The sequence below is a fragment of the Hyunsoonleella aestuarii genome, assembly GCF_006148925.1.
Taxonomy (GTDB): Bacteria; Bacteroidota; Bacteroidia; order Flavobacteriales; family Flavobacteriaceae; genus Algibacter_D; species Algibacter_D aestuarii.
The window spans coordinates 248,598-268,335 of the sequence record NZ_VAWB01000003.1; the positions used below are offsets into that span (position 1 = coordinate 248,598).

Consider the following 19,738-nt stretch of genomic DNA (forward strand, 5'->3'; position numbering starts at 1 on the left):
CGACATAAAAACCCAGCATAAGTGCATTTTATCTGATTTTCTTTGCGTTTTATCCGAAAAAAAGCTATTTTTCGCACTTAAATAAACCAAATCATTTAGTTGTTTTTACCCAAATAAAACAAAGTGAAAAAAAACCTACATGCTAGTTGCACTCTAGTTCTGCTATTTTTTGGAATTAACTTAATGATTTCCCAACAAATTACGGTAGATAATAGCATTCCCTTACAACAACTTATAGAAAATAATTTAGCTAACGGTTGTGTTGAAATTTCAAATGTCACGTCTTCGGTAAATGGTAATATTGATGGTATTACTAGTTATGGTGCTTTTCAACAAGGCGGATCTAATTTTCCATTAAATAATGGAATTGTTATATCTACCGGTAATGCTTCATCTGCTGGTAACTCCATTAACAACTCCGAGTTAAGTGATGGTACAAGTAATTGGGGAACCGATCCTGATATTGAGACTTTTATTGGACAAGGAAGTATGATTAATGCAACAGTAATCGAATTTGATTTTGTTTCGTTAACAGATATGGTTCAGTTTAACTATCTTATGGCCTCTGAAGAATATTTTGCCAACTTTCCCTGTAATGCTTATGATGGATTTGTTTTCTTAATAAGAGAAACAACATCTTCTGGACCTTATCAAAATATTGCTTTAGTACCTGGAAGTGCGAATCCACAAGTAACGGTCGGGAATATACATGATGCTATTCCAACGCAATGCCCAGCTTCTAACGATCAATATTTTGATGGCTATGGATTGGGAGATACTAATTACAATGGAAGAACCAATGTTTTAACTGCTGGCACTAGCGTAACTCCTAATGTTCAATATCATGTAAAATTAGTGGTTGCAGAATCTAACGATTCTTCTCAACCTTTAGCAGACACCTCGGTATTCATTGAAGCCAATACATTTACTGAATTAGAATTGGGTGATGATATTGATACATGTTCAGGTAGTGTTACTCTAGACGGTGAAATACAAAATCCATTAGCTTCTTATGCCTGGTTTAGAGATAACTCTGTAATCTCTGGAGAAAATAACCCTACGCTTACTACCACAACAAGTGGTCTTTATAGAGTTGAAATTAGTATTAGCGGAAACACCTGCGTTATTCAAGATGAAGTTAATGTAACTATTGACACTGAATTAGCTGCTGATCCTATATCAGCTTATCAACAATGTGATAATGATGGTAACGGCCAAGAATTTTTCGATCTTTCAACTAAAAATACGGATGTAGAAACTGCAATTCAAAATTTACCAGCGAACTATATTATTCGTTATTATCTTTCAGATAGTGATGCAAGAATGAACCCAAATAATAATATAACCACGTTAACATCAAACTCCAGGACTATCTATGTTCGTGTAGAAGATACTGTTAGTGGTTGCCTTATTTATGGAACTTTTGAATTAATTGTAAACCCTTTACCTGTTCCAATACAACCTACAAGTTTAGATGTATGTGATAACGATAGCTTACCAAATAGTAGTACAGCAATTGATTTAAACCAAAAAAACAACGAAATAACTGGTGGAGATCCAGATCTTTTTGTTACCTATCATTATACCCAACTAGAAGCCAACGCTGGAGCAAATCCAGTTCCACAGCCATACACCAATACAAATCCTACAGAAACATTATTTGTCAGGATTATAAATAATATAACAGGATGTGCTACATCTTCAGGAACCACGCTAACCCTAAATGTCACAAATGGCAATACTGGAATTGTTCGTGACACACAATTCATTGATGCTTGTGATATGGATCATGATGGCTCTGCAATGTTCGACTTGACTCAGGTGTTAAATGATATACTAAATGGTGAAACTGGTTTTTTACCACCAACATTTCATACCTCTATTTCAGATGCAGAAAATGGTAGCAATCCAATTCCTAATCCTCAAAATTATGTGAATTCGGATCCTGATGAACAAACTATTTATTTAAGATTAGAAGACAGTACTACGGGTTGTTATGCAGTAGTACCTATTGAAATTCATACCAATTTATTACTAACAGCAACGATTATTCCCATGACAGGTTTTGCATTTTGCGACCAAGATGGCGACGGCAATGTTGATGTTTATTTAAACACTATTGAAAACGTTATTGCAAATGGTTTACCAAACGTTACCATTACTTTTTACGATTCTGAATCTGATCGAGATGCGAACAATAACCCAATAAACCCAAGTAATCCCTACCCAATTTCTGAAACTGCTCCAGCCACCGTTTATTTAAGACTTGAAAACGGTTTATGCACAGAAGTTTCTGAAGTAATTTTAAGGGTTAACCCTGTTGTAACTTTCAATCAGGTTGATCCAATACCATATTGTGATAATAATGATGATGGATTTACAACAGTAGATTTTGATTCATTTGATGACACATTAACTGGAGGAACTCCAGATTTTAATGTTAGATACTACGATAATCCAGCTGACGCTGATACAGGTGTAAATTCATTACCACAATTTTATGACACAGGTTCTGGAACTTTTTATGCTAGAATTGAAAATAACATTACAGGTTGCTATACTGTAAATCCTTTTGACATTGAGGTCATTCCAGCACCAACAGTTTCTCAACCATTAGATATTATAATATGTAATAACGGCTCAAGCACTACTGCTAATATTAGACTAGAAGATAAAATATCTGAAATTGTTTCAAGTACCAGTGGTTTAATTATTGAGTTTTTTGAAGATTTAAGTCAAGCGGAAAATTTTGACTCATCAAGCCCAACTAATAATTTAAACCAACAAAGTTTTGATGCTGGAAATCAAACAATTTATGTACGCATTGAAGCTGCTGATTCTACGGCATGTTATAGCATAGTATCATTTAATGTTTTAGTAAACACCATTCCTATTATTCCTTCAATTGCACCTTACCAAGTTTGTGTTGATGTTGGTACATCAGATGCAGATTTTTATTTTCAAAATCAAGATGCAGAAATTTTGAATGGACAATCAGGAAAAGAAGTGTATTACTTTCAAGATGCTGCTTTTACTGTGCCTTTAGATAAAACAATACCCTATAATAGTTCTGGTTCAGAAACTATTTATGTTCGCGTTGAAAATGTAACAGATCCAGATTGTAATGCTACCTCGTCTTTCTTATTGGAAATAGGCACCAACCCTAATTACAATCAAAATTTTACAGATTTTCCTCCAGACTGCCAGAATGAAGCCTTAACTAGGACTTATGATATGGATGGAAAAAGACAAGAAATCACCTCTGGTAGTACAGATGTTTTGGATATTCAGTTTTATTTAGATGAAAGCGATGCCATAAACGCTAACAGTAATAGTTTACCAGATTCATACGACTCAGATGAACTTCAAGGACAATTTTATGTTAGAATTGAAAATACTTCGAATTCTTGTTTTGTTATTGAAGAGGTTCGCTTCATAACTTTCCCAAAACCATTGCTTTCATTAGCGTCAATAGATCCAGTTTGCGATACCGATTATGACGGTAACGTCTCATTCGACTTAACAACAGCGATGTTTCAAGTTGACAATGTAAGATTTGGTGGAATAACCTATAGATATTTTGAAGATGCTAGTTTAAACGCTGAAATCTCGTCTTCACAACTTACTAATTATGCAGTTACCGGTACATCAACTATTTATGTAGAAGTTGAAACTGATACTGGATGCACAGATTCTTCAGCGTTGGAATTACAAGTGAACTTGCCTCCTACACTTCTTAATATAGCTACTATGGAAGATTGCGAAAATATTAGCAGAGCTTATGACTTAAGCCAAGTAGATTCGTTTGTTGTACACACTAGTAGTAATGTTACCATAAGCTATCATAATTCGTTCCCAAATGCACAAAATAATACTGGCATTTATAACGGTAAAATATTTACTTATAACACTACAGGAAATTATACCATTTATGTAAGGGTTGAAGATGAGATAACTGGTTGTCCCGCGTTTACTTCTTTTCAATTAGAAATAAGCTCAAATCCTATCGCAAATACCCCACCAAATTTGATTGGTTGTGATGATGATTTTGATGGTATGCTCGAGTTTGATCTATCATTAAACGAAGCAAATATTCTTGGAGGTCAGAGTACTTCCAATTTTTCTGTTTATTATTATAACAATGATATTGCTAATGCCGAAAACGACACAAATCGTTTAGATAATTTACATGTAGCAGTTGATGGTGAAATAATTTATACACGTGTAGAAAACAATAATACTGGATGTTATAACGTAACACAATTCCGAACTGTTATAAACCCATTACCAATTATACCTTTAAATGATATTGAATCTGTTTGTATCAATGACTTGCCTAAAACCCTTAGTGCAGAAACAGGTGTTTTTGGTGACACTTACTTATGGTGGACTGGAGAAACCACTCCAGAAATTGATGTTGATTTGAGTGATTTAGGTCCAGACCGATGGGTTGAAGTTACTACAGCTACACCACAAAGTTGTCCTTTAAGAAAATATTTTGAACTAATTCAATCCGTCGAAGCTACTATTGAAGCAACGGCAACAGCAGATTTTACAGATCCAAATACTATAACCGTTATCGTTAGTGGTATTGGCGACTATCGCTTTGCTTTGGATGGTGGTGAACCACAAACTTCTAATGTATTCAACAATGTTAGTTTGGGACCTCATATTGTTACTATTATTGATTTAAACGGTTGCGAACCAGTTGAAACTGATGTTTTTGTAATTGATATTCCAAAATTTGTAACTCCTAATAACGATGGCGCTTTTGATACCTGGCATATAGTTGGTATTAACAGACTACCCGGTACCTTAGTTTATGTTTATAACAGACACGGAAAGTTAATTAAAATGCTCCCTCATACGTCTATCGGATGGGATGGTACATTTAACGGTCAAAACATGCCTTCCGATGATTATTGGTTTTCAGCCGACATTATTCATAATGGTAAATCGTTTAATATTCGCGGGCATTTTGCTCTTAAACGGTAAACTTCTATGGTACTGCTTTGCCTATAGACGATTATTAGTTCAGTTTAGTGCTTCAAGATACAAGAGAATTTCATGGACATTTTACGTTAAAACGTTAACTCATATTTCTGTTTACATATAACTACCTTATCTTTACGAGCCTTTGATGCTTAAATGAAAAATTTTTTTACTTTAATTGTTTTATTTTTTTTGGAAGCTAATTTAATTGGTCAAAACATAACCGTTGATAGCCAACTTTATACTCCTCAAGAACTCATTGAGAATATACTCATCGACAGTAATTGTATCACTGATGTTGTTGTTAATAATGTGGTTGGTGGTAATTTTGGAGGAACAGAATTAAGTTATGGATACTTCGATGCGAACGGATCATCTTTTCCTTTTCAAAGTGGATTAGTGCTAAGCACAGGCAGACTATCAAATGTTCCTGGACCTAATAACACGTTAAGCGATGACGATGCACCAGGTTGGCTTGGTGACTCTGATTTAGAAAACTTACTAAACGAAAACAATACTTTTAATGCTACGATAATAGAGTTCCAATTTAGAGCTATAGCTAATCGAGTTAGTTTTAGGTATTTATTTGCTTCAGAAGAATATCAAGAAAATAATGTCAACACCTGCAGGTTTTCAGATTTATTTGGATTTCTGATAAGAAATGTAAATGATGCACAATATGAAAATATAGCTTTAGTTCCAGACACTCAAACAGAAGTAAAAGTAACCACAGTTCATCCTGGTATTCCTGGGTCTGGTGGTTGCGAAGCAATTAATGAATCCTATTTTGGTAGTTTTAATACTTCTACAGCACCAATTAATTTTAATGGACAGACAGCTGTTCTTTCTGCGTCTAGCGACTTAATTCCAGGAGAAACTTATCAAGTAAAGCTTGTTATTGCTGATGAAGAAAATTTTCGATTCGATTCTGCTGTATTTCTCGAAGCTGGCAGTTTTCGATTAAATACAGACTTAGGAGCCAATCGGTTAATCCTTACAAACAATGCACTATGTGAAGGTGAAACTCTTGAATTGGATGCTAGTGAATCTGGAAACAATGCATATTCTTGGTATAAAGATGGTGTTTTAGTAGATTTTCAACCTAACACGTGCCTTAATTGTGGAACATATAACGTGACTGAATCTGGTACTTATAATGTAGAAGTAGAACTTGAAAATGGATGTCTCTCTTATGGTGCAATAACTATTGAATACCTACCTAAACCCATAGTTTTTAATACCGCTTTGACCGAATGTGATGATAATTTAGATGGACTTAGCTGTTATAATTTATTCGATGCCGAACCAGTAGTTACTAATGGAGATAATACATTATTAATTGAAAATTTCTTTCAATCAGTTACAGATGCCGAACAAAATATTGACGAAATAGATTCTCCCTTAACGTTTGAAAACACTAGTCCTATTCAAGTGGTTTATGCTAGAGTTGTGGATCAAGCTCGTTGTTTTTCAATTGCAGAAATTACACTGAACACGTCTAACAATGCAGTTATTATTCCACCTTTTGACACCTGTGATGACGCTGTAGTTGATGGTATTTTTGATTTTAATGAAACTGCACTACTTAACCATGTAACACCATTTGTTCCAGTAAACTCTATTATTGGTTTTTACAGATCTTTAAACGATGCATTGAAAAAATTAAATCGACTTGATAATGCGTTCGAAAACTTAATCCCAAATTCTGATACAATATATGTGCGTATAGACAATAACTTGGGATGCTATGGTATTAGTTCTCTTGAATTAAATGTGCTATTTACACCACTCTTACTTACAGATGAAACTACTTATTATTGTGAAGAAACTTTCCCTAGTACCATATCACTTAATGCTGGAATAATTAATGATAATCCTAACAACTATTCCTATGAATGGATTTTCAACAATCAAAGTATTCCAAATAGTGATACTTCCTCTATAAATATTAATGAAGCAGGAATTTACGAAGTAATAGCGACCTACGGTAATGGCTGTTCTTCAAGTAGAATGATTACAGTGGAAGCTTCTGGTAAAGCTTCAATAGATTATCAATTATCGAACAATAACACAGTAACCGTAAATGCTATAGGGTTGGGGAATTATGAATATGCCTTGGATAACCAAGACTTTTTAAATAATAATGTTTTTACAAATGTTAAACCTGGTTTTCACACCATTTTTGTTTCTGATATTAATGGTTGTGAAATTTCAGAAAAAAAGATTTCCATTTTAGGATTCCCAAGGTTTTTCACTCCAAATAATGATGGTATTCATGAAACATGGAAACCTTATGGTGTTAATGCTGAGTTTTTTAATGGCATCTCAATTAAAATATTTGATCGTTACGGTAAGCTTTTAAAACAATTAAGTGCTACCGACTCAGGTTGGAATGGAAATTTTAATGGAACGGCTTTACCAACAGATGATTATTGGTTTAAAGTTGTTCTTGCAGATGGTAATACTTATATGGGACATTTTTCATTAAAACGTTAACGTTTTATTCTAAAAAAGGGCATCTATTTTTCCTTAATTTTGCTGTATGAAATTCAAGATACAATCAGAATTTAATCCGACTGGAGACCAACCCCAAGCTATTGAACAACTTTCTGATGGTATCATCACCGAAGAAAAATACCAAACGCTTCTTGGTGTAACAGGGTCTGGTAAAACTTTTACCATAGCAAACGTCATTGAAGAAGTGCAGCGTCCAACTCTGGTTTTAGCACACAACAAGACCCTTGCTGCCCAGTTATATTCTGAATTTAAACAATTCTTTCCTGATAACGCAGTTGAATATTTTGTGTCCTATTATGATTATTACCAACCTGAAGCATACATCCCTGTTTCAGGCGTTTATATAGAAAAAGATTTATCTATTAACGAAGAAATTGAAAAGATGCGTTTAAGCACGACGTCTTCCCTCCTTTCTGGACGTCGAGACGTTTTAGTAGTAGCTTCAGTCTCGTGCTTATACGGTATTGGAAACCCTGTCGAATTTCAGAAAAATGTCATTTCATTAGAACGCGATCAAGTAATTTCTAGAACGCAACTATTACATCATTTGGTACAAAGTTTATATTCTAGAACCGAAGCCGAATTCAATCACGGGAACTTCAGAATAAAGGGTGATACCGTTGATATATTTCCAAGTTATGCCGATGATGCTTTTAGAATTCATTTTTTTGGTGATGAAATAGAAGATATTGAGTCTTTTAACATTCAAACCAACCAAGTCATTGAAAAATATGACCGATTGAATATTTACCCTGCCAATATGTTTGTAACATCTCCAGAAATTCTTCAAGGTGCCATAAAGGAAATTCAGGATGATTTAGTAAAACAGCATGACTACTTTAAAGAAATTGGGAAACATTTAGAAGCTAAGCGTTTAAAAGAACGTACTGAATTCGATTTAGAAATGATTCGAGAATTAGGCTACTGCTCTGGTATTGAAAACTATTCCAGATATTTGGATGGCAGATTACCAGGAACACGTCCATTCTGTCTGCTCGACTACTTCCCAGATGATTATTTGATGGTGGTCGATGAAAGTCACGTAACTATTTCTCAAGTGCATGCCATGTATGGCGGGGATAGAAGTCGAAAAGAAAATTTAGTAGAATATGGGTTTAGACTTCCTGCTGCTATGGATAATCGACCATTAAAATTTGAGGAATTTGAAGCGCTACAAAACCAAGTGATTTATGTAAGCGCCACGCCTGCAGATTATGAATTGCAGAAAACCGATGGCATTTATGTGGAACAGGTTATTAGACCAACTGGTCTCTTAGATCCTATTATCGAAGTGCGCCCCAGTTTAAATCAAATAGATGATTTAATTGAAGAAATCCAACTTCGTGTTGAAAAAGATGAGCGTACGTTGGTAACAACCCTAACCAAGCGAATGGCCGAGGAGTTGACTAAATATCTCGATAGAATTCAAATTAGATGCCGTTATATACATAGTGATGTAGACACTTTAGAGCGTGTTGAAATCATGCAAGATTTACGTAAAGGTTTATTTGATGTCTTAGTTGGCGTTAATTTACTTCGTGAAGGGTTAGATTTACCCGAAGTATCGCTGGTGGCGATTTTAGATGCTGACAAGGAAGGTTTTTTACGTTCAACACGCTCATTAACACAAACGGTTGGTAGAGCTGCCAGAAACTTAAATGGTAAAGCCATTATGTATGCTGATAAAATCACAAAGAGCATGCAAAAAACAATTGACGAAACTGAATACAGACGTGAAAAACAGATTACTTATAATACAGAAAATAATATTACTCCTAAAGCTTTAAACAAAAGTTTAGACAATGCCTTGGCAAAAAATTCGGTTAGCACTTATAGTTATGAACTTGAAGCAGCTAGAGCAGCAGAACCAGAAAGTGAATATTTGAGTAAACCAGAACTTGAAAAGAAAATTCGTGAAAAACGTAAATTAATGGAAGAAGCTGCGAAGGCATTAGATTTTATTATAGCTGCAAAATTGCGTGACGAAATAAAACAATACCGATATAAAATAGAAAAGCTAAAAGTATAAAACCTTTAGCCTTTCATAATTTAGGATTCAAACCAGTTCCTAAGTACTAATTATATTGTGTTTTAAAGATGTCTATTAACACATCTGGTGGTACAATTTTATTTGGAAAACTTTCCATTAAATACAAAACCTTGCTTATTGACTCATGACTTAATCCCATTCTTAGTCCAAAATTAAATAACTTTATGGCTCCAGATTTAGAACTTTCACTATCAATATTCATTAATAAAACCAGCCTATGAAATTGAACAATGCGCTCGCTATGAGACTTTAAATGTGTATAAGTAACTGGGTGCTCAATCAAGTAATCAAAATCTTCTCTTGTAATACCTAACTGCTTGGCAACACCTAATAGAAAATTATATTCTATGTTTTTTATATCCTTGTCGTACTTTGCAAATGCAATCATTTCCGAAAGTAGACTTAGCTTTTCTACCCTATTAATCATGTGAGGAAGGATTAAATAATTATACTATAAAGATACTTAAAACAGTCTTTTTATAATCGTAGATATAATGTATCTCATCGAAAACTACTTGGTCATTCGTCGTAATTTTTAATTAGTTTATCAATGAAGAGAGTAATTAATAATCAAAATTTCTTTAATTTTTAGAAAGAAATCAAACTAAGACACAACAGACAACAACCATTAAACATCTCATTAATAGACAGTTGAATAGTTTTATTTGTTAAAAAAAAATGAACTGAAACTTATATTATAAAAAGTATCTTTACAAAAATCGCTAAAACGCTAAAAACGTAACTAGTCAATTAAAAATTTATGACCAATAACGACATTCTTAAAAAATTAAGAGTAGCACTTAAACTTCGAGATAATGATATTGTAGATATCTTAAAATTAGTTGACTTTAGAATCTCAAAAAGTGAACTTGGAGCTTTTTTTAGAAGAGAAGACCATCCGAAATATATGGAATGTGGAGACCAAATATTAAGAAATTTTTTAAACGGCTTGGTGATTCATATGCGTGGTCCCATGCCAAAAAAAGAGGAACCCAATAAACAAAAAAAAGAGCAATAATGATATTGCTCTTTTTAAAAATCTCATGCACAATTTATTGAGTCATTATTATTTTAACCTAAAACTTGCTGTACTTTATCAGCAGCTTCTTGGAATTCAGTAGCACTCATTACATCTAATCCAGAATTATCAATCAATTGTTTAGCAATATCTGCATTTGTCCCTTGGAGTCTTACAATAATTGGAACATTAATATTACCCATATTTTTATAAGCATCAATAACCCCTTGTGCAACACGGTCACATCTAACTATACCACCAAAAATATTTATCAAAATCGCTTTCACTGCTGGATCTTTTAATATTATTTTAAATGCTGCTTCTACTCTTGCAGCATCAGCGGTTCCACCAACATCTAAAAAGTTTGCCGGTTCTCCTCCTGCCTGCTTAATTAAATCCATGGTTGCCATGGCTAATCCAGCACCATTTACCATACAACCAACATTACCATCTAAATCAACATAGTTTAAACCAAGTTCTCCTGCTTCAACCTCAATAGCACTTTCTTCACGTACATCACGCAAATCAACATAGTTTTTATGTCTATAAAGAGCATTATCATCAATAGTTACTTTGGCATCAACTGCCATAATTTTGTCGTCACTCGTCTTTAAAACAGGGTTGATTTCAAATAGAGAAGAATCAGATTTAACATACGCAGTATATAGCGCAGAAACAAACTTTGTCATTTCCTTAAATGCCAATCCAGATAATCCTAAATTGAAAGCTACACGTCGTGCTTGAAAAGGCATAAGTCCTACAGTTGGGTCAATTTCTTCAGTAAAAATTAAGTCAGGAGTCTCTTCAGCCACAGTTTCAATATCCATACCACCTTCAGTAGAATACATAATCATATTACGTCCTGTTGCCCTATTTAAAAGCACAGACATATAAAATTCGCTTGTTTCACTTTCACCCGGGTAATAAACATCTTCAGCAATTAAAACTTGATGTACCTTCTTCCCCTCTGCTGACGTTTGAGGTGTAATAAGATTCATTCCTATAATCTGTCCTGCCAACTCTTCAACTTCTTTTAGGTTTTTAGCCAATTTTACGCCTCCACCTTTTCCTCTACCACCAGCATGAACTTGAGCCTTAATAACGTGCCAGGTAGTTCCTGTTTCAGAAGTTAATTGCTTAGCTGCAGCAACAGCCTCATTAGCATTTTGAGCTACAATACCGCGCTGAATGCGCACACCAAAACTGCTTAAAATTTCTTTACCTTGATATTCGTGTAAATTCATAATTTGCTTAATAATTTAAGATGAGCAAATGTAAATAATAGCTGTTAATTACACTAATATTTAAATAAGAAAACAAGGAACCAAATCATTAATCACTAATTGTTAAATAATTAACAATTTGTTTAATTTGTTTAAATTTTCATTATTTATTTCTTATTAAACTTAAAAAAATATCTTTGTTTAAAATTAATGTGTTATGACGAGTAGTCAATTATTAAAAGTTGCTGAAGAGTTTGGTAGTCCAGTTTATGTATATGATGCAGAAAAAATTGCTACACAATATAACCGCTTAACAAATGCCTTTAAAGGGGTTAAACATTTAAAAATAAACTATGCTGTTAAGGCACTGTCGAATATATCGATATTAAAGTTTTTTAATACGTTAGGTTCTGGGATAGATACTGTTTCTATACAAGAAGTAAACCTCGGTATTGCTGCTGGTTTTAAACCAGAACAAATTATATTTACGCCTAATGGAGTTTCACTTTCTGAAATTGAACAAGCCGCACAGCTTGGTGTTCAAATTAATATTGACAATCTATCAATTCTAGAACAATTTGGTACTAATCATCCAGATATTCCTGTGTGTATTAGAATAAATCCTCATGTTATGGCGGGTGGAAACAGTAATATTTCTGTTGGACATATTGACTCTAAATTTGGTATTTCTATACACCAAATACCTCATTTATTGCGCATTGTTGAAAATACCAAAATGACTATTAACGGTATTCACATGCATACCGGTAGTGATATTTTAGATATAGATGTCTTTTTATATGCAAGTGAAATACTGTTTGAGACTGCCAAACAATTTAACAATTTGGAGTTTATTGATTTTGGATCTGGTTTTAAAGTGCCTTATAAAAAAGGAGATATTGAAACTAATATTGAAGAATTAGGACAAAAATTAACAACGAGATTCAATGATTTTTGCAAAAACTATGGTAAAGATTTAACGTTAGCCTTTGAACCTGGAAAGTTTCTGGTTAGCGAAGCAGGGACATTCCTAACTCATGTAAACGCTGTAAAACAAACCACGTCAACGGTTTTTGCACAGGTAGATTCTGGATTCAATCACCTAATTAGACCAATGCTTTATGGCTCGCACCACGACATTAACAATATTTCTAATCCAAAGGGTCGCGAAAGGTTTTACACTGTTGTAGGTTATATATGTGAAACAGACACTTTTGGAAACAACCGACGCATTAATGAAATAAACGAAGGTGATGTTCTTGCATTTAAAAATGCAGGAGCCTATTGTTTCTCAATGGCCAGTAACTATAACTCACGTTATCGTCCTGCCGAAGTATTATGGTATAATAAAAAAACACACCTTATAAGGAAAAGAGAAACTTTCGATGATATTATAAAAAATCAAATAGAAGTTAATTTCTCATCGAAAAAGGAAAAAGAATTGGTTAAATAAACTAAACTAAATCGAGAAAATGCTCTACATAATTGTAGAGCATTTTTATTTCAATTAAAAATTTCATTATATTTAGCTTCGAGTTTTAAAAAAAGACTTAATTCCCTAATTTAAAAACTGAATTAATAGCATAATTACAGTTGCCCCTATTTTGATTTAATTACAATTTCGTTAGAATAGTTCTAACACAATTTTATATTAATTAAAACCAACCAAAATTATGAGAAAATTAGTTTTTTTATTTCTATTAATGCCATTTTTAATCATTGCCCAAGACAATGATTCTTTTTTACTAACACTTTCTGAAATTACCGTTAAACCAGGGCATGATGCTCAATTCATTGCTGGTGTAAAAGCCTGGAAAGATTGTTATTTAAAAAATGAGGGGAATGACAAATGGAATATTTGGAAACGTGTTCAAGGAGAAGGTAGTGTATATACCATAACCGGTAGAATGGCTAATTGGGCAGAAATGGATGAACAAGGGGATGAAGCTGGTAAGGCATGTAGGATGTTAGCTGTTAACTTAATAATGCCACACGTAAAAAGTTCACATTATAATATTGCTCGTTTTATTCCAAATACAAGTCGTAGCGCCGCATTTTCTGCGGATACAGAAGTTGTATGGGTGGCCAACTTTAAAACTAAAAACTCTCGGGATTTTAGAGAATGTGTTAATGAAATATCCTCGGTAATGGAAACTACAGAAGGTGATAATCGTGGTTATTGGTATGCCGTTATGGGTGGTTCGCCCGAGGTTGCTGACTATTTTGTGAGTATTCCTTATAAAAACTTTGCAGAACTTGATGTTGAGCGAGATGGTGTTTGGAAAGTTTACGAGAACGAGCATGGTAAAGAAAAGACTGATGCTTTGAGAGATAAATTTAGAGCATCGGTATCTAAAGATTGGTCTTATATGTATACACTCAATAAAAAATTATCTAATTAACTTCACTAAATTTTAACCATTAATAGAGAAGCCTATAAACATGGCTTCTCTTTTTGAGTGAAATTTTATGTTCTCGACAAATAATTACACATATTGTCCTAATTAGAACATAATTTATGTTATTAACTAAATAAAACCAATCCTTATGAAAACATTTTTTAAAGTATTGCTGTTTGCAATATTTATTCAATTAACGGCATGTTCAGATAAAACTGCTCAGAAAAATATTGCTATGTATACCCAAGCTTGGGATGACATTATAAATAATGGGAATTTAGAAGCCATAAACGGTGATAATTTCGATACTAATATTACACTAATTTCTAGTCCAGAAAATATTGTTGGTATAGAAGATTTTAAGTCTTATTATTCAAACTTCACCACTGGATTTTCAGATAGAGAATTCACTATCGAAGACATTTTTGGTGATGGTAATAAATTAGTTAAACATTGGAACTTTAAAGGAACAAATACAGGAGAATTTTTTGGCATGCCTCCAACTGGCAAACAAATCAATGTAAGTGGTGTTACATTAGTTAAAATGAAAGATGGTAAAATTCTCCAAGAACAAGATTTTATGGATAATCTTGAGTTTATGGGGCAACTTGGAATTGATCCGTTTCTAAACCCTAATAATGTGAGCCTAATTAGAAAACTTTATGATGATTTTGCAACTGGTAATATAGAAGCAGTTGGCGCAGCCATGGATGATAAAATTGTATGGAATGAAGCCGAAAATTTCCCACTAGCAGACGGCAACCCTTATATTGGTTTTGATGCTATATTACAAGGCGTTTTTGCAAGAATAGGAAGCGAATGGGACTATTGGAAATTAAATGATGTGGCACTTCATGAAATGACAAATAATAAAATTCTAGCTACTGGCAGATACGAAGCCAAATATAAAAAGAATGGCGTTGAGATAGATTTACAAATGGCGCATTTATGGACACTTAAAGACGGTAAAATAATAGCATTTCAGCAATATGCCGATACTAAAGGAATAACAGATGCCATGGCAAAATAAGTGGTTAAAATCTTTAAAAGCTTAAAAAAATAGTTCATTAAAATTTAATCACATACATGGAAAACCTAACCAATCAACCCCATTTTAAACCTACCAGCCAAAAGTCTCGAATAAATTCGCTTGATGTTATTCGCGGAATAGCACTTCTGGGTATTCTTTTAATGAATATTAACGGTATGGGGCTCCCCTTTTCATACGATGACCCTACTGTTGCTGGTGGGTCAGACGGTCTTAATATAAAGGTTTGGTATATAAATGAACTTTTTTTTGAAGGTACAATGAGAGGACTTTTTACCTTGTTATTCGGTGCTGGCTTTATATTACTAACCACTAGACTGGAAAAATCAGGTGCAGGTATTAAAACTGCCGACATTTACTATCGAAGGATATTTTGGCTACTTATTTTTGGACTAATTAATGTTTGGATATTATTATGGCATGGCGATATTCTGTTTCCATATGCCATTTTTGGATTGCTACTTTTCCCATTTAGAAATACACCAATAAAAACCCTTATCATTTCTGGAATAATATTGATATGTCTTGGGTCTGTTTGGAACATTAGCGACTACAATAATGATTTAAAAATTAAAGAGTCTGGAGTCACTGCACTAGAACTAAAAAAATCTGGGACTACTTTATTAGAAATCCAAAAAAATGATATCACTGCTTGGGAAAATTTCCAAAAAAAGCAATCTCCTGAAAAGATAAAAGCTTTCACAGAAAAAATGAGAGAAGGATACTGGGATGTGTCTCTAGAAAAAGTTGAACTTAATCATTTCATGCAAACCTGGTTCCCTTACCGCTATTGGGTTTGGGATATATTAAGTTACATGCTTATAGGAATGGCATTTTTCAAGATTAAAATTTTTCATGGAACCCGTTCAACTAAATTGTATTTATGGTTTTTAATAATAGGATATGGTTTAGGTGTAACAATTAATTATCTAGAAGCCCAATTAATTCTTGAGAGCAACTTCGATAAACTAATTATGCATAAAGCTGCAATGACCTATCAAATTGGTCGCTTATTTACTACAATGGGGCACATTGGTTTATTTATGTTATTCATTAAATCTGGTATTTTAGGATTTCTTCAAAAGGCTCTAGCCGCCGTTGGAAGAATGGCATTAACCAATTACTTAATGCATAGTGTTATTACATCCATACTGTTTTATGGTTTTGGGTTTGCGTTATTTGGAACTTTACAACGTTATGAACTTTATTATATAGTAGGCAGTATTTGGGTTTTTCAATTAATTACCAGCCCTATCTGGCTAAAATACTTTCAATATGGACCTGTTGAATGGTTATGGCGTTCCCTTACCTATCAAAAGAAACAGCCGTTTAAAATTGATAAAAATGATTAAGTTATTTTCATAAAATGAATTTAAATAAGTCTTTTATTTTAGCAATAGTTTTAGCTCTCGCTGGATTAATTTGTTGGGAAATTTTTTGGCGATCTAAACCAGAGTTTTACAAGGCCGTATTAGAAGATGACAGGTATTTATGGGCAGAACACAGAGCTGAAGTTGAAAAAGCCACAAAAGAAGATATTATTCTTTTAGGGTCGTCAAGGACCGGATTTAACTTTAACACCCATGTTTGGAATAAAGTTCAAGGTATTAAACCAATAAATTTAGCTACCAACGGTAAACCTCCTGGACCTTTTTTAAATGATATTGTTTACAATACAACCTTCAACGGCACTCTAGTAATTGGAGTTTCACCTTTATTTTGGTTTGATGTTGCAGAAAATAATAGGTGGCAACCAGCAAACCAATGGATAAATCATTACCATAATCAGACTTATGCCCAAAAGCTAGGGTACTTTTTATCCAAACCTTTTGAGCGAAATTTAGTAATGTTGACTTCTTCTGAACTCGAGTTTTATAATGATTTAGATTTAAAATCACTTATTAATAGAGTAACTATTTCTGGTAGAATAGAAGATGACCGCATGCTTTATAATTTCAGCTATCATGATGAAGATCGAAATCTCATGATGTTACCCATTATGAAAACTGATCCAGAATTTGCTAAAAAAATCACATATGTTTTTGACGGATTCTTGCCTAGCATCCCTGGATTTGAAGCTATTAAAGATGAGATGCCAGGAATAATAGATTATTATAAAAATGTTATTGAACTTTTTAAAGCTCGAGGTGGCAAAATTATTTTTATACGTCATAAAGTTGAAGAACCTTGGAATAAAGTCACTAAAAGATTTTTACCGCGTGAGAAAGTTTGGGATGTTTTTGTTCGAGAGGTAAACTGTCCCGCTTATCATTTTGAAGATTATCAATTCATGTCTAAATATACCTTACCAGATTGGTCACATATGTATGTTGATGATGCAAAAACCTATACAAGAGATATGGTAAATAAACTAATTGAAGATGGCTATTTAAAAAAATTATAATTAAAACCAACCAAAAATGAAGTTAAAACAAACATTAACAGTTGCAATAATAATAACTCTCATTGCAACAATTTCTTGGGAAGCCTACTGGCGTTCTCAAGGTCTATATCCAACATTAAATGATGAAAAAGCACTTTGGGCTATGGCAAGAGCCAATGTAGAAAAAGCCGATAAAGATGACGTTGTTATTTTAGGATCATCTCGGGCATACTTCGATATCCAAGTGGAACAATGGGAAAAATCTACAGGTAAAACCCCCATACAATTATCGTCAACTGGGTCTTCGCCACTTCCCACATTTCATGATATAGTTAATAATACCAATTTTAATGGTACTGCTATAGTTGGCGTTACTCCCGGATTACTTTTCTCTACTACTTATCCAAAAGCATTTCCTTGGGAACGACCTCAATCTAAAGTAGATTTTTATCATGATAGAACTTATGCTCAGAGACTTAATTATTTATTATCCATTCCGCTGCAAAAAAACTTAGTTCTAATGTCGGCTGATGAAGAAGAATGGAATGATGATATTGATTTAAAAGCCTTGTTAAAGCGCGTTAATTGGGGAGCACGAGACACCATGCCACCGCCACCACCGTTTTATAATTTTGGAGATGTATCAATTCCTAGAAATATGAGTATGATGCCAAGAACGGTAACTGATACAGCCTTTGCAAAATCTATTATCGATGTTTGGCACTTCTTTGGGAAAGGAGCTCCTCCTCCAGACAAAGATGCAACTACAGAATTCTTTATGAAAGATGTAGAAAAGTTTAAAGCTAAAGGAGGGAATCTTATTCTTGTGCGACCACCTTCCAGCGGTGGTGTGAGAATGGGTGAAAAAATGGGACTTCCCAGAGAAAGGTTTTGGGATTCGTTAGTAAAAGTGGCTAATGTGAAGAGTTATCATTTTGAGGATTATGATCAATTTAAAGATCTAGTATGTCCAGAAGAATCACATTTATCATTAAATGATGCCAATTTTTTCACTGCTGAACTTATAAAAACTATGAAAGCAGACGGAGCTTTAGCAAACTAAACAAGTGAGAATATGAACTTAAAAAAATCATTAACCATTACAATAATAATCAGCATAATAGGGATTATTTTATGGGAATTCTTTTGGCGCAAACAAGGGAAATACGCTGATTTTGATGGCAACGAGGCGCTTTGGGCAACGCAAAGAGCTAAAGTAGAAAAAGCAAATCCTAAGGATGTTGTCCTTATTGGCTCATCTAGGGTTCTTTTTAATGTTCAATTAAATGAGTGGGAAAAAGAAACAAGTATTCGTCCTATTCAGTTGGCAATTCCGGGTTCAACCCCTCTACCTGTTTTTCATGATTTAGTTAATAACACAAATTTTAAAGGCACAATTTTAGTAGGTGTAACTCCTGGTTTATTTTTTTCAACAGTATCAAAAGAAAAGCGCCCATGGAGATGGTCACAATCAATGGTTGACTATTATCATGAACAAACTTATGCACAACGTATGAATCATCAATTATCAATACCTCTTCAAAAAAGCTTAGCGTTTATAAGTGAAAAAAAGGGGGTGGATGGTATAAATCTTAAAGAGTTAATAGGTCATATTAAAATTGGTAATCGTGTTAAGAATGATGAACCTCCATTTCCATCATTTTCAGATATAGATATTGATAGAAATGTAAAAATGAAAGCTAAAACTTCTAAAGACACATCATTTGCCAATATAATTAAACGTGTATGGAATAATAAAAGCACAGATACAACACCTCCAAAAAATATCGATAAAAAAGGAGTTTTGGAATTCTTTAAAAAAGATACCAAAACGTTTATTAATAGAGGTGGTAATTTAATTTTATTAAGAAGCCCTTCTACTGGGTATTTTAGAAATAAAGAAAACAATTTTTTTTCTAGACCTGAATACTGGGATGAATTATTAGAAGAAATCAATGTTAAGGGTTATCATTTTGAAGACTATGAAAAATTCAAAAATTTAGATTGCCCAGAGTGGTCACATTTATCAGCCACAGATGCGCAGTTTTTTACAACAGAACTTGTAAAAATACTAAAAACAGATGGAGCATTATCCATCTAATAATTAC

Annotated in this window: 13 protein-coding genes; 11 read left to right on the forward strand and 2 right to left on the reverse strand. The window is 33.4% G+C overall.

Features of this window, described 5'->3' with window-relative positions; all coding sequences use genetic code 11:
• The first annotated feature begins 123 nt into the window (after nucleotides 1-123).
• From FEF17_RS13440 to uvrB, 3 genes are all read left to right on the forward strand, one after another.
• Nucleotides 124-4,995, forward strand: coding sequence for a T9SS type B sorting domain-containing protein (locus FEF17_RS13440; protein WP_139002930.1), 4,872 nt, complete (start codon nucleotides 124-126; stop codon nucleotides 4,993-4,995).
• Between the two features lie 189 nt (nucleotides 4,996-5,184).
• Entirely contained in the window at nucleotides 5,185-7,488 is a 2,304-nt protein-coding gene (locus FEF17_RS13445; RefSeq protein WP_246046856.1) for a T9SS type B sorting domain-containing protein, read from the forward strand.
• Nucleotides 7,489-7,534: 46 nt separating this feature from the next.
• Entirely contained in the window at nucleotides 7,535-9,538 is a 2,004-nt protein-coding gene (uvrB, locus tag FEF17_RS13450) for an excinuclease ABC subunit UvrB (RefSeq protein WP_139002932.1), read from the forward strand.
• Between the two features lie 46 nt (nucleotides 9,539-9,584).
• On the opposite strand, the gene FEF17_RS13455 is transcribed toward uvrB, so the two are convergent.
• On the reverse strand, nucleotides 9,585-9,986 hold the full coding sequence (locus tag FEF17_RS13455) for a TerB family tellurite resistance protein (RefSeq protein WP_139002933.1): 402 nt from the start codon (nucleotides 9,984-9,986) through the stop codon (nucleotides 9,585-9,587).
• A 333-nt stretch (nucleotides 9,987-10,319) separates the two neighbouring features.
• Between FEF17_RS13455 and FEF17_RS13460 the strand changes: the two genes are divergently transcribed.
• Nucleotides 10,320-10,577 carry a DUF1456 family protein gene (locus FEF17_RS13460; protein ID WP_139002934.1) on the forward strand — a complete coding sequence of 86 codons (258 nt, stop codon included), beginning with the start codon at nucleotides 10,320-10,322 and terminating at the stop codon, nucleotides 10,575-10,577.
• A gap of 53 nt (nucleotides 10,578-10,630) precedes the next feature.
• On the opposite strand, the gene sucC is transcribed toward FEF17_RS13460, so the two are convergent.
• On the reverse strand, nucleotides 10,631-11,821 hold the full coding sequence (gene sucC / locus FEF17_RS13465; RefSeq protein ID WP_139002935.1) for an ADP-forming succinate--CoA ligase subunit beta: 1,191 nt from the start codon (nucleotides 11,819-11,821) through the stop codon (nucleotides 10,631-10,633).
• 196 nt (nucleotides 11,822-12,017) lie between these two features.
• On the opposite strand from sucC, the gene lysA reads away from it, so the two are divergent.
• The 7 genes from lysA to FEF17_RS13500 all read left to right on the forward strand — a co-directional run bounded on the left by lysA (nucleotide 12,018) and on the right by FEF17_RS13500 (nucleotide 19,731).
• Nucleotides 12,018-13,253 (forward strand): diaminopimelate decarboxylase, encoded by a 1,236-nt coding sequence (lysA, locus tag FEF17_RS13470; RefSeq protein ID WP_139002936.1) that lies wholly within the window; start codon nucleotides 12,018-12,020, stop codon nucleotides 13,251-13,253.
• Nucleotides 13,254-13,473: 220 nt separating this feature from the next.
• On the forward strand, nucleotides 13,474-14,202 hold the full coding sequence (locus FEF17_RS13475; protein ID WP_139002937.1) for a hypothetical protein: 729 nt from the start codon (nucleotides 13,474-13,476) through the stop codon (nucleotides 14,200-14,202).
• A gap of 145 nt (nucleotides 14,203-14,347) precedes the next feature.
• Nucleotides 14,348-15,229 (forward strand): ester cyclase, encoded by an 882-nt coding sequence (locus FEF17_RS13480; RefSeq protein WP_139002938.1) that lies wholly within the window; start codon nucleotides 14,348-14,350, stop codon nucleotides 15,227-15,229.
• 56 nt (nucleotides 15,230-15,285) lie between these two features.
• Complete coding sequence (locus FEF17_RS13485; protein WP_139002939.1) at nucleotides 15,286-16,599, forward strand: DUF418 domain-containing protein; 1,314 nt, start codon at nucleotides 15,286-15,288, stop codon at nucleotides 16,597-16,599.
• A gap of 14 nt (nucleotides 16,600-16,613) precedes the next feature.
• Complete coding sequence (locus FEF17_RS13490; protein ID WP_139002940.1) at nucleotides 16,614-17,651, forward strand: hypothetical protein; 1,038 nt, start codon at nucleotides 16,614-16,616, stop codon at nucleotides 17,649-17,651.
• Between the two features lie 16 nt (nucleotides 17,652-17,667).
• Nucleotides 17,668-18,693, forward strand: a complete 1,026-nt coding sequence (locus FEF17_RS13495) for a hypothetical protein (RefSeq protein WP_139002941.1) — start codon at nucleotides 17,668-17,670, stop codon at nucleotides 18,691-18,693.
• Between the two features lie 12 nt (nucleotides 18,694-18,705).
• Nucleotides 18,706-19,731 carry a hypothetical protein gene (locus FEF17_RS13500; protein ID WP_139002942.1) on the forward strand — a complete coding sequence of 342 codons (1,026 nt, stop codon included), beginning with the start codon at nucleotides 18,706-18,708 and terminating at the stop codon, nucleotides 19,729-19,731.
• Nucleotides 19,732-19,738 lie beyond the last annotated feature (7 nt).

Bases quoted from the DNA above. Each gene is read 5' to 3' on its own strand.
- sucC (WP_139002935.1), bottom strand. From the start codon at position 11,821: ATGAATTTACACGAATATCAAGGTAAAGAAATTTTAAGCAGTTTTGGT.
- FEF17_RS13455 (WP_139002933.1), bottom strand. From the start codon at position 9,986: ATGATTAATAGGGTAGAAAAGCTAAGTCTACTTTCGGAAATGATTGCA.
- FEF17_RS13495 (WP_139002941.1), top strand. From the start codon at position 17,668: ATGAAGTTAAAACAAACATTAACAGTTGCAATAATAATAACTCTCATT.
- FEF17_RS13480 (WP_139002938.1), top strand. From the start codon at position 14,348: ATGAAAACATTTTTTAAAGTATTGCTGTTTGCAATATTTATTCAATTA.
- uvrB (WP_139002932.1), top strand. From the start codon at position 7,535: ATGAAATTCAAGATACAATCAGAATTTAATCCGACTGGAGACCAACCC.
- FEF17_RS13460 (WP_139002934.1), top strand. From the start codon at position 10,320: ATGACCAATAACGACATTCTTAAAAAATTAAGAGTAGCACTTAAACTT.
- FEF17_RS13485 (WP_139002939.1), top strand. From the start codon at position 15,286: ATGGAAAACCTAACCAATCAACCCCATTTTAAACCTACCAGCCAAAAG.
- FEF17_RS13490 (WP_139002940.1), top strand. From the start codon at position 16,614: ATGAATTTAAATAAGTCTTTTATTTTAGCAATAGTTTTAGCTCTCGCT.
- lysA (WP_139002936.1), top strand. From the start codon at position 12,018: ATGACGAGTAGTCAATTATTAAAAGTTGCTGAAGAGTTTGGTAGTCCA.
- FEF17_RS13475 (WP_139002937.1), top strand. From the start codon at position 13,474: ATGAGAAAATTAGTTTTTTTATTTCTATTAATGCCATTTTTAATCATT.
- FEF17_RS13500 (WP_139002942.1), top strand. From the start codon at position 18,706: ATGAACTTAAAAAAATCATTAACCATTACAATAATAATCAGCATAATA.